The following is an 11,627-nucleotide window of genomic DNA, read 5'->3' on the forward strand; positions in this document are numbered from 1 at the left end:
TCCCATAAAAATTTTATTGATACCATCTATTTGCCTCTAATATCTTATATTAAATATAGAGGTTTTTTTATTTGAAAAATATTCTTATAAATCATAGTAGTTATGGTATATTATGATAGAGTCTAAAAAATATTAGCCTCAGAAAAAAGAGATGATTTCAGAATGGAGGGATTTAATGAAAGCTTTATTTATTGGTGGAACAGGAACTATTAGTAGTGCAATATCTAAACTTGTAGTTGAAAAGGGGTGGGAACTTTATTTATTAAATCGAGGAAATAATGTTAGCAAGGTTCCAGAAGGAGCAAGGGTTTTAACTGCTGATATTAATGATGAACATTTGGTTTCTGAACTTATTAAAGATATGAAATTTGATGTAGTAGCTGATTTTATTGCGTTTAAACCTTCACAGATTCAAAGGGACATTAGACTTTTTAGTGGCAAAACAAGGCAGTTTATTTGTATTAGCTCAGCTTCAGCCTACCAGAAGCCTTTGTCATATTATAAAATTACTGAAAGTACACCACTTTCTAATCCATATTGGCAGTATTCTCGTGAAAAAATAGCTTGTGAAGAAAGATTAATGGAGGAGTATCGAACTAACAATTTTCCTGTAACTATAATTCGACCAAGTCATACCTATGGTGATAGTAGTCTACCACTAGCTATACATGGTAAAAATGGTCCATGGCAGGTTATTGACAGAATAATCAAAGGAAAACCAGTTATTATTCAAGGTGATGGTACTTCCCTTTGGACAGTAACTCATAATTCTGATTTTGCAAAGGCATTTTTCGGGATAATGGGGAATCATGCAGCAATAGGAGAAGCTATTCATATAACTTCAGATGAGTCTATAACTTGGAATAACATATATGATTGTATTGGAGAAGCACTCCATATTGAAGTTAAGAAGGTACATATCGCTACGGATTTTTTAGTGAAATGTCAAGCTGACTTTGAAGGTGGGTTAATAGGAGATAAGGCTAATAGTGTAGTTTTTGATAATAGTAAAATTAAAAGACTAGTTCCGGGTTTTGTTGCTACTGTTAGATTTGATCAAGGGGTAAAACACTCTATTAAATATATATTATCTCATACTGAATTACAAATAGCTGATGAGGAGTTTGATATTTTTTGTGATAGAATAATAGAGGCAGAGCAGAAAGCTTTAAAATATTTTAAAAATATATAAGACTTTTATCGTAAAATGGAATTTTAGTTTAGCTGAAAATCTATCTTATTATAGAAAAATAGAGTTAGTAGATATATTTATCTGCTGGCTCTTATTTTTTTTGTAAAATAACCTCAACATCATTGCATTATTAATTAATAATATAGGAATATAATTGGAGATAAATGCATAAAACTTATATTAATAGAATTGAGAAAATAAACAAACTAATTATTAAGGCGCTATTAAATAAAAGTAGGGGGGTAAAAAATGAAAAAGAAGATATCAATTTTAATTACAGTTCTAATGGTTGTGACAATGGGGCTCAGTGGCTGCGGGAAAAAGACAGAAAACAAGGTTGCAACTGAAAGTGATGTAATTAAAATTGGAGTTTTTGAACCTATGACTGGAGCCAATGCAGCTGGTGGAGCACTAGAAATTGAAGGTATAAAGCTTGCAAATAAACTTTACCCTGAGGTATTGGAAAAAAAGGTTGAACTTGTAATTGTAGACAATAAGTCTGATAAAGTGGAAGCAGCGAATGCAGCCTCAAGATTGGTTGAAAAGGAAAAGGTTACAGCAATAATTGGTAGTTGGGGAAGTTCACTTTCTATGGCAGCAGGAGATATCGTTAAGAAAGCTCAGATTCCAACAATGGGAACATCCTGTACAAATCCACTTGTAACATTAGGTAATGAATATTACTTTAGAGTATGTTTTATAGACCCTTTCCAAGGAACTGTTATGGCGAATTATGCTTTCAACACATTAAAAGCTAAAAAGGTTGCCATTGTTCAAGAAGTATCAAATGACTATGCAATAGGACTCGCAAAATATTTTACAGACTCTTTTAAGAAATTAACTGGTGATGAGAATTCTATTGTTGCGGTAACAAATTACAATACTGGAGATCAAGATTTTACAGCTCAACTTACAAACTTAAAAGCTAAAAATCCAGATGTTATTTTCGCACCTGGTAATTTCACAGAATCAGCACTCGTAATAAGACAAGCGAGACAATTAGGAATAACCACACCTTTTATCGGAGGAGATACTTGGGAAACACCAGAATTCATAACAACAGGAAAAGAAGCAGTAGAAGGAGCCACCTTCTCAACATTCTTTGCTACTGAAAAGCCAATTACAAAAGAATCACAAGTATTCCTAGATGCATACAGAAAAGAATATAACGGAAAAGAACCAGCAGCAGTAGCCGCTCTTGGTTATGATGCATATATCATACTTTTAGATGGGATTAAGAGAGTTGGATCTGCGGATTCAGTTAAACTAAGAGATGAACTTGCGAAAACTAAAGACTTCCAAGGTGCAGCTGGAGTTATAAATTTTGATGAAAATAGAAATGCTGTAAAGAGTGCTGTAATTAAAGAAGTTAAAGATGGGAAATTCACATTTAAGGAAGTTATAGAGCCTATTAAATAGTAGCACATAAAATAATACGCTTCCATCGAAACGGTGTGAAGCGTATTGTTTTAAATAAGAGTATGAGGAGGAGGACAAATGAGTTTAGATACATTTTTGCAACATCTAACTAACGGGATTTCTCTTGGCAGTTTGTATGCTTTGATTGCAATTGGATATACAATGGTTTATGGAATATTAAGACTTATCAACTTTGCTCATGGTGATATTTTTATGATGGCAACATATTTTGCTTTTTATGGAGTAACTACCTTCATGTTACCTTGGTATTTTTCTTTTCTAATAGCAATAATTTTGACCGGTGCACTCGGAATGTTAATTGAAAGAACTGCATACAGACCTCTTAGAGGCGCACCTAAAATTTCAATTATGATTTCTGCAATTGGTGCTTCTTTTCTACTAGAAAATGTAGCAATTGTGTTGTTTGGAGGAAGACCAAAACCTTTTCCAACACCGGATATTTTTGATAAAATGGTGAAATTCGGAAACATATCTATACAAAGATTGACTTTTGTTATTCCTGTAGTTACATTTGTTTTGTTATATTTATTATTATATTTGATTAATCATACAAAGAGTGGAATGGCTATGAGAGCTGTTTCAAAAGATTATGAAACAGCAGGACTTATGGGGATAGATGTAAATAAAACAATCTCATTTACCTTTGGAATTGGATCTATGCTTGCATCGGTGGGAGCATTATTGTGGGCACTTAAGTTTCCATCTCTTCTTCCACTTATGGGCGTTATGCCGGGATTAAAGTGCTTTATAGCGGCTGTTATTGGAGGAATAGGAAACATTAAAGGTGCTGTTATTGGAGGCTTTATTCTAGGTATCGGTGAAATTATGCTTGTTGCAGTTTTTCAGAACTTATCAGGATATAGAGATGCATTTGCGTTTGTAATGCTTATTATTATACTACTACTTAAGCCAACAGGTATTATGGGCGAAAAAATATCGGAGAAGGTGTAGAATATGAAAAAGAGAAATTTGATTTTAACATTAATTTCTTTGCTGATTTTATTTATAGCATTAATCTTTATAAATAAAAATTTGGACGCGTATAATATGAGAATATTAAATTTATGTGCTATTTATGTAATACTTGCACTAAGTATGAATTTGGTAAATGGTTTTACAGGACTCTTTTCACTAGGACATGCTGGCTTTATGGCAGTGGGAGCATATACTACAGCACTACTCACAATGTCAGCAGATATGAAGGCTCAAAATTTTTTCTTAGCACCCATAATTAAACCACTAGCAAATTTAACACTTCCATTCTTTCCAGCATTGATTATTGCAGGACTTGTTTCCGCTTTCGTGGGATATTTGATTGCAACACCAGTGCTTAGATTAAAAGGAGATTATTTGGCCATCGCAACTTTAGGTTTTTCAGAAATTATAAGAGTTATATTTACAAATACGCAAACATTAACAAACGGAGCCTTAGGACTCAAAGGAATTCCAGACACCACAAATATATGGTGGACTTATGGAGTTGCTGTTATTACGGTTATAATCATTACTTCTCTCATAAATAGCTCCTATGGAAGAGCACTAAAAGCAATAAGAGAAGATGAGATAGCAGCAGAAAGTATGGGAATAAATCTGTTTAAACATAAGGTATTGGCATTTACAATTGGTGCATTTTTTGCAGGCATAGGTGGGGGACTTTTAGGAAATTTGTTAGGTACCATAGACCCACTTATGTTTAGGTTTATATTAACATTTAATATACTTCTTATTATCGTACTTGGAGGTATGGGTAGTATTACAGGATCAATTATTGCTGCTTTCATTGTAACAATTGCAGGAGAGGCATTGAGGTTTCTTGATGAGACTATGAATTTAGGATTTATAACAATTCAAGGAATACCTGGCCTTAGAATGGTAGTATTTTCAGCACTCTTAATGTTGGTAGTAATCTTTTTCAGGCATGGTCTCATGGGGACAAAAGAATTTAGCTTTGATAAGATAATCAATAAATTTAGTAGAAAGCCATCTGAAAAAGGAGGCGATAGGTAATGTCAGAAGTGAATACCGTATTAAAGATAGAAGATGTAAAGATGCAGTTTGGAGGAGTTACTGCAGTAAAGGATTTTAATCTTACCTTAAATAAAGGAGAAATTGTGGCATTAATAGGACCCAATGGTGCTGGAAAAACTACAGTTTTTAATATGGTTACTGGTGTGTACAAGCCAACTGAAGGGAAAATTAATTTTAATAATAGAGATATCACAGGAATGAGGCCAGATTTAATTACTAAAACAGGAATTGCAAGGACTTTTCAAAATATAAGATTATTTAAAGATCTATCGGTGCTTGACAATGTTCTAATTGCTAATCATTTAAATATTAAATCAAATTTTATGGAAGCAGTCCTTAGGCTTTCAAGGTACAAGCGAGAAGAAAACAAAATGATGGAAAAATCCCTTAATTTGCTTAAGAAAGTAGGCTTATTAGATCAGAAAGATTATAAGGCACACTCTCTTCCTTATGGAAAGCAACGAAGATTAGAAATTGCTAGGGCAATGGCTACCAGCCCAGAAGTTTTGCTTCTAGATGAACCAGCCGCAGGAATGAATCCAAAAGAAACGGAAGATCTAACACGTTTTATTAAACAGATTAGAGATGAGTTTAACTTAACCATATTTATGATAGAGCATCACATGCAGGTTGTAATGGGAATATCAGATAGGATATATGTTCTTGACTATGGTGTGACTATAGCAGAAGGAACTCCTTATGATATCCAAAATAATGAAAAGGTTATAGAAGCATATTTGGGGGTGAGTGAAGATGATGCTTAAAATTGATGATTTAGTAGTTTCTTATGGTGGAATCGAAGCTTTAAGAGGAGTAAGTATTGAAGTTGAAGAAGGTAAAATTGTCACTTTAGTTGGTGCTAATGGCGCTGGAAAAAGCACCATGCTTCGTTCTATAGTAGGACTAGTTAAACCTAAAAGTGGAAAAATTCAATATTTAGACAGTGATTTGATGCTTATTAAACCTCAAAATATAGTAAAACATGGAATTACTTTGGTTCCAGAGGGAAGAAGGATTTTTGGAGATCTTACGGTAATTGAAAACCTAAAATTAGGTGCATTTTCAAGAAAAGATGAAAAAGAAATTAAAGAAGATATGGAATGGGTATATACACTCTTCCCAAGACTTAAGGAAAGAATTTGGCAACAAGGAGGGACACTATCAGGCGGAGAACAGCAAATGCTTGCAATTGGAAGAGCATTAATGTCAAGGCCAAAGTTACTAATGATGGATGAACCTTCTTTAGGGCTGGCACCATTAATTATTAAGGATGTCTTTAATATTATTAAAGAGATTAATAAGCAAGGTGTGACCATTCTGCTAATTGAACAAAATGCCAATGCTGCTCTAAAAATTGCACATATAGGGTATGTAATTGAAACGGGGCGAATTACTATTAAGGGAAGTGGAAAAGACTTATTGTGTAATGATGCTATAAAGAAGGCTTATTTAGGGGAAAGTGTTAAGGTATAAGGATCATTGTATTTAAAAGCTTCCTATAATTTTAATATGAAAAAGAGCATACTCTATTCTAGGACAATGATAGAGTTCGCTCTTTTTTTATACCACCATCTTTCTTGTATAGGGCAATACCAGAAGAATTAGGTCCTAAAAATTTAACACCTGGGAATTCATTATTATCCACCATACGTCTAAAAAGCCTACCAATCTTCTTTCGTTGTGATAAAGATACATTACCCCAAAACTCTGTTAAAAGGTCCGAAAATTGAAAATTACCATTTATGTTGATAATATTTTCTCTAATTAAATTCAATATATCTTCCTCAGTAAGGTTATTTTGTAATATTATATTTTTTTCATCCTCGCTGATATCTTTAATTTCATTTCTGATAATTTCAGTTAAAAATTGACTTATGCCCATATAACCCTTGGTTTTTGTAAGATGTTCTAGTAATTTCAGTTCGCTTTCTGCCAGCCGTATACGTACATTTAACTCTTGCATTTTGAACCACCTCTTTTAATTATTATAGTTTATTCTAAAAGCCTATGCAACCATGAAATATAAGGAGAATACTGAAGGTATCCCTGCTTAATACGTAATAGTTGTGTTTATAACCATTGATAAATTATTTCAATGGTTATATAATGTTATTGTAGGTTGCATAACCTTTAATAACATTATTGTTTTTTATGTCAAATAGAAAACGTCTTCATATGTATTAAAAGAAAATTAAACACTTATGAAAGATAAGTAAAGAAATCATTGGATATATTTATCTGTGGTTACTTATTAAAGCTTATAACTCAGATTTTGTAAGGAGGAGTAAAAATGAAAAAAATAGGATTACTTCCTAGACTTATTATAGCTATTATCTTAGGTATCATTTTAGGAAGTATACTTCCTGGAACAGGGATAAGGCTTTTCGCAACATTTAATGGATTATTCGGTCAATTTTTAGGCTTTGCTATACCACTTATAATTATAGGATTTGTGGCACCTGGTATAGGTGATCTCGGTGCTGGAGCGGGTAAGATTCTAGCTATAACAGCTGGAATAGCATATGCATCTAGTGTACTTGCCGGAATATTAGCATATTTTGCTAATGCTACTATTCTTCCAATATTTTTAAAGCCTGGAGCATTAGGGGCAGGTTTTGGTAAAGGGGAATTAGCTAAAGCATTTATTAATGTTAAAATACCGCCTTTAATGGATGTAATGACAGCATTAGTTCTTGCATTTACATTAGGTATAGGTATTGCTGTAATAAAATCTACTGCCATAAAGAGTGTTATGAAGGAATTCCAAGATATTATTACTAAACTGATTACTGGGATAGTTATCCCATTACTTCCTATATATATTATGGGTACTTTTGCTAATATGACTTATGCTGGTCAAGTAGCTTCTATATTAAAAGTATTCTCAAAAGTATTTGTTTTAGTACTTATAATTCACTTTACAGTAATTGTCCTTCAGTATTTAATTGCTGGAACAATAGCTGGTGCTAATCCATTCAAATTAATTAAAACAATGATTCCTGCATATTTAACAGCTATAGGAACTCAATCCTCCGCAGCGACAATTCCAGTTACACTTGCTCAAACTAAAAAAAATGGAGTAAATGATGGAGTTGCTGACTTTGTGGTTCCACTTTGTGCAACTATACATCTTTCAGGTAGTACAATAACTCTTGTAAGTTGTTCCCTTGCAATAATGATGTTAAATGGTATGAATTACGGTTTCGGAACTTTCTTTGGATTTATTTTAGCCTTAGGGATTACAATGGTAGCTGCACCTGGTGTTCCTGGTGGAGCTGTAATGGCAGCACTTGGACTACTTCAAGGCATGCTTGGATTTAATGAACAATTAACATCTCTAATGATAGCACTATACTTAGCTCAAGATAGTTTCGGTACTGCATGTAACATAACTGGTGATGGAGCAATCGCAGTATTAATAAATAAAATTTCTGGACATAAACTTTTTGAAAAACAACATGAAACTGCAAAAGATGAAAAAATTGTTGCTTAAAATATTATAAATGCTTAAAATATTATAAAAAGCTTAAATATATCATCTAAATTTTAAATATAATATTTTAAATTGTGTATATTAAGATTCGAAAAAGAGAAAACTATCCCGCTAAAAAGGCAGGATGGTTTTCTCTTTTATTAAAAAATAAATCAGCTAAACTTCAAAGTTTATTCAAAGAAAATTAGTTAATAATCTAGCAGGACTTTTACAGGAAAATAAAGAATATAATACTAATATTACTCGGGAATATAAACCAGCGAAAATATCATGGGATGTAATTATACTCCGTGGAATATTATATAAAAGGAGTGAAAATTTATGAAAACACTTATTGTTTATGGTACTAAACATGGTGCTACAGAAAAATGTAGTAAAGTTTTAAAAGATAAGCTTAATGGAGAAGTCGTCATTGTAAATATAAAAAAAGACGTAATACCGGATATGAATTCATTTAATAACATTGTTATTGGTGGGTCAATCTATGCAGGCAGAATTCAAAAGGAGATAAGAGAATTTTGTTTTAAAAATTTAAATACTCTAAAAAATAAAAAAATAGGAGTCTTTGTATGCTGCATGAGTGAAGGGGAAAAAGCAATATCACAACTCAATGATAGTTTACCAAGTGAATTAATGTGTATGGCTACGGCTAAAGAACACTTGGGAGGGGGCTTCACATTTAGTAAAATGAATTTTTTGGAGAAATTTATAATAAAGATGGTATCTAAAAAACAGAAGAATCCTGTTAAGGTTAATATAAATAAAGATGTCTTAAATATACACGAAGAAAGTATTAATAAATTTGCTGAATTAATGAATAAAAAATAGTAGGTGCATATTTAGTTGTAATTATATAAAGTAATAGAGTAAAAAGTACTGTTCTGTTAGAAGAATAGTACTTTTTATGTTGTTCAATGTTTAAAAGTTGTATAATGACATAGTAAGCTACATAGAGGAAAATAATTAGAGTAAATTTTGGAAGTTTAAATAGTAACATAACGAAAGGAGCATGAAGCTAATGTATAGTTTTAAAAATGATTATAGTGAGGGAGCTCATCCTAACATATTGAAAGCATTAATGGAATCAAATATGGAGCAGACAGAGGGGTATGGGGAAGATCAGTATTCTTTAGCTGCTATTTCATTGTTGAAGGATAGATTAAATTGTAATGATGTTGATATTCATTTGTTTTGTGGTGGAACCCAGACAAATCTTACCGTCATTTCAGCCTTTTTAAGACCACATGAAGCTGTCATTTCTGCAAATACAGGCCATGTATTAGTTCATGAAACTGGAGCTATTGAGGCCACGGGTCATAAAATTATTTCCATTAAAGTGGAAGATGGAAAACTTAAGCCTATTCATATAAAAATGGCATTAGAAGAACATACTGATGAGCATATGGTAAAGCCTAAGATGGTTTATATTTCAAATCCAACAGAAATAGGCTCTGTCTATAAAAAACAAGAATTAGAAGAGTTAAGTGAATGTTGCAGGAATAATAACCTTATTTTATATGTGGATGGTGCCAGACTTGGATCTGCACTATGCTCAAAAGGTAATGATATTGAGCTTTCAGACTTAACAAAGTTAACTGATGCTTTTTATATAGGTGGAACTAAAAATGGTGCATTATTGGGAGAAGCTCTTATTATTTGTAAAGATTCTCTTAAGAAAGATTTCAGATATCTCATTAAGCAAAAGGGTGGATTACTTGCAAAGGGAAGGTTAATTGGTATACAGTTTTTGGAGCTTTTTAAAGATGACCTTTTTTGGGATTTAGCAAAGCATGCTAATGATATGGCGCAGCTATTAACCAAAGGTATTAGTGACTGTGGATATGAATTCTTGATCCAGTCACCAACAAATCAAATTTTCCCAATATTGACCAATAAAACAATTGAAAAGCTACAAGAAAAATATGCTTTTTATATATGGCAAAAAATTGATGAGAATAATTCTTCTATTCGGTTGGTAACCTCCTGGGCTACAAAGGAAGAGGCGGTTAAATCATTCATTAATGATCTTAGATTGTTTAGTATTTAATTTTCGGATGGCATTACCATATTTATGGTCTGAAATTTTATGGTATAATGTAAGCTATTAAACATATGAGGAGTGGTTTCAATGGCAATACTTACATCTATTAAAGATGTTTTGAACGCGAAGCAATATAAACTTGATTTTGAAAGAATAATGGAGGAAAATAAAAGATTAAAACATATAAAGCTAACTCCATCTCAAATGGCACTGAGTCAAATTTTAGCTAAAACTAAAGATCTTGAAGTGGAGCTAGAAGGATATGATAATCTAATTGAAACAAAAAGAAGAGCCATAGAAGAGCTCAACATAGAATATAAGCAGCAAGCTGAGTACCAAACAAAAGAATTTGAAGAGAAATCAAATGAATATGATAATCTAATAGAGCTAAAAGGTAAAGCACTTGATGACAAATCAAAAGAATTTGAGGAATTAATTGAGATTAAAAGTAGTGAATACGATAATTTAATCGGACTAAAAGTTAAAAATCTTGAAGATAAATCTGTAGAGTACGATGAATTAATCCAAAGCAAAACTGAAGAGTATGATAATTTAGTAGAAATAAGGGCAAAAAATCTTGAAGATAAAAAAATAGAATATGATGATTTTATTGAACTCAAGACTAAAGAATATGAGGATCAAACTAAACTGAATGCTGATGAATTTCAGGATAAATCCAATGAGTATGAAATTATAATCCAAACAAAAACAAAATCCATTGAAAATCTTGATTTAGAATATAATAAATTGAAAGATTGCGTAGAAAACTTAAAGTCTCAAATAGTAAACTTAGATGATGAGGTTTCAATGCAAGATTTCGGTATTTATAAGCCGCAATATAATTTAATGAATTCAGTAAAAGGTGCTACAATGCTTCAGGATATAAGAGAGAAGCAAATGGACATGATTAAATCTAAAGAAGCTATAGAATTTAAGCAATGGATTGTTAATGGTAGTATAAAAGAAGGCAATGAACTAGTGGAGGATATGACAGAGGATATGATTAAACTAGTTCTTAGGATATTTAACGATGAGTGTGATTCTATAATTGAAAAGGTTAAATTTAGTAATATAGAAGTAATAGAAAATAGAATTAAATCGTTTTTTGAAGATTTAAATAAGCTTGGTAATCTAACTCAAGTTAAAATAATTCCTAAATATTTCAACACTAAATTAGAAGAACTTTATCTTGCTTATGAATACAAATTGAAGGAACAGGAAGAAAAAGAAGAACAAAGCGAATGACAGAATAGTAAAATACGCAGATTAATTTAATACCTAAAGAAAGACAACCTTGTAACTAAAATTACAAGGTTGTTTTTTAGTGCGCCCGGCATGGGCATTTACTCGTCGGTGAAAGTCCGATACGGGGGCTGATAGTGCCAACCGTTAGCTTAAGACAAGGGTGTCCTCCGTGAGGGGGAATCTGAAGG

General features: G+C 32.1%; 11 protein-coding genes. 10 read left to right on the forward strand and 1 reads right to left on the reverse strand.

Annotated features, from left to right (window positions below):
* Nucleotides 1-175: 175 nt before the first annotated feature.
* From KPL51_RS11980 to KPL51_RS12005, 6 genes are all read left to right on the forward strand, one after another.
* Nucleotides 176-1,192 carry an SDR family oxidoreductase gene (locus KPL51_RS11980; RefSeq protein ID WP_216161542.1) on the forward strand — a complete coding sequence of 339 codons (1,017 nt, stop codon included), beginning with the start codon at nt 176-178 and terminating at the stop codon, nt 1,190-1,192.
* Between the two features lie 249 nt (nt 1,193-1,441).
* Complete coding sequence (locus tag KPL51_RS11985) at nt 1,442-2,611, forward strand: ABC transporter substrate-binding protein (RefSeq protein WP_216161545.1); 1,170 nt, start codon at nt 1,442-1,444, stop codon at nt 2,609-2,611.
* Nucleotides 2,612-2,689: 78 nt separating this feature from the next.
* A complete protein-coding gene (locus tag KPL51_RS11990; RefSeq protein WP_216161548.1) occupies nt 2,690-3,583 on the forward strand; it encodes a branched-chain amino acid ABC transporter permease in 894 nt (297 codons plus the stop codon).
* 3 nt (nt 3,584-3,586) lie between these two features.
* A complete protein-coding gene (locus KPL51_RS11995; protein WP_216161551.1) occupies nt 3,587-4,639 on the forward strand; it encodes a branched-chain amino acid ABC transporter permease in 1,053 nt (350 codons plus the stop codon).
* The gene (locus KPL51_RS12000; protein WP_216161554.1) at nt 4,639-5,424 is read left to right on the forward strand and encodes an ABC transporter ATP-binding protein; all 786 of its coding nucleotides are present in this window, start codon (nt 4,639-4,641) and stop codon (nt 5,422-5,424) included. Before KPL51_RS11995 ends, KPL51_RS12000 begins: the two co-directional genes overlap by 1 nt.
* A complete protein-coding gene (locus KPL51_RS12005; RefSeq protein ID WP_216161587.1) occupies nt 5,417-6,133 on the forward strand; it encodes an ABC transporter ATP-binding protein in 717 nt (238 codons plus the stop codon). The genes KPL51_RS12000 and KPL51_RS12005 overlap by 8 nt, the downstream gene beginning before the upstream one ends.
* Nucleotides 6,134-6,191: 58 nt before the next feature.
* Here KPL51_RS12005 and KPL51_RS12010 read toward each other — a convergent pair whose 3' ends face one another.
* Nucleotides 6,192-6,623 (reverse strand): DUF1413 domain-containing protein, encoded by a 432-nt coding sequence (locus KPL51_RS12010; RefSeq protein ID WP_216161557.1) that lies wholly within the window; start codon nt 6,621-6,623, stop codon nt 6,192-6,194.
* A 327-nt stretch (nt 6,624-6,950) separates the two neighbouring features.
* Between KPL51_RS12010 and KPL51_RS12015 the strand changes: the two genes are divergently transcribed.
* From KPL51_RS12015 to KPL51_RS12030, 4 genes are all read left to right on the forward strand, one after another.
* Nucleotides 6,951-8,153: a dicarboxylate/amino acid:cation symporter gene (locus KPL51_RS12015; RefSeq protein WP_216161561.1), complete on the forward strand. Its 1,203-nt coding sequence runs from the start codon at nt 6,951-6,953 to the stop codon at nt 8,151-8,153.
* A gap of 321 nt (nt 8,154-8,474) precedes the next feature.
* A complete protein-coding gene (locus KPL51_RS12020; RefSeq protein ID WP_216161564.1) occupies nt 8,475-8,981 on the forward strand; it encodes a flavodoxin domain-containing protein in 507 nt (168 codons plus the stop codon).
* A 190-nt stretch (nt 8,982-9,171) separates the two neighbouring features.
* A complete protein-coding gene (locus KPL51_RS12025; protein WP_216161568.1) occupies nt 9,172-10,200 on the forward strand; it encodes a threonine aldolase family protein in 1,029 nt (342 codons plus the stop codon).
* Between the two features lie 81 nt (nt 10,201-10,281).
* Nucleotides 10,282-11,439, forward strand: a complete 1,158-nt coding sequence (locus KPL51_RS12030; protein WP_216161571.1) for an SNIPE associated domain-containing protein — start codon at nt 10,282-10,284, stop codon at nt 11,437-11,439.
* Nucleotides 11,440-11,627: the final 188 nt, after the last annotated feature.

Source organism: Clostridium bowmanii (genome assembly GCF_018861315.1).
Lineage (GTDB): Bacteria > Bacillota > Clostridia > Clostridiales > Clostridiaceae > Clostridium_AD > Clostridium_AD bowmanii.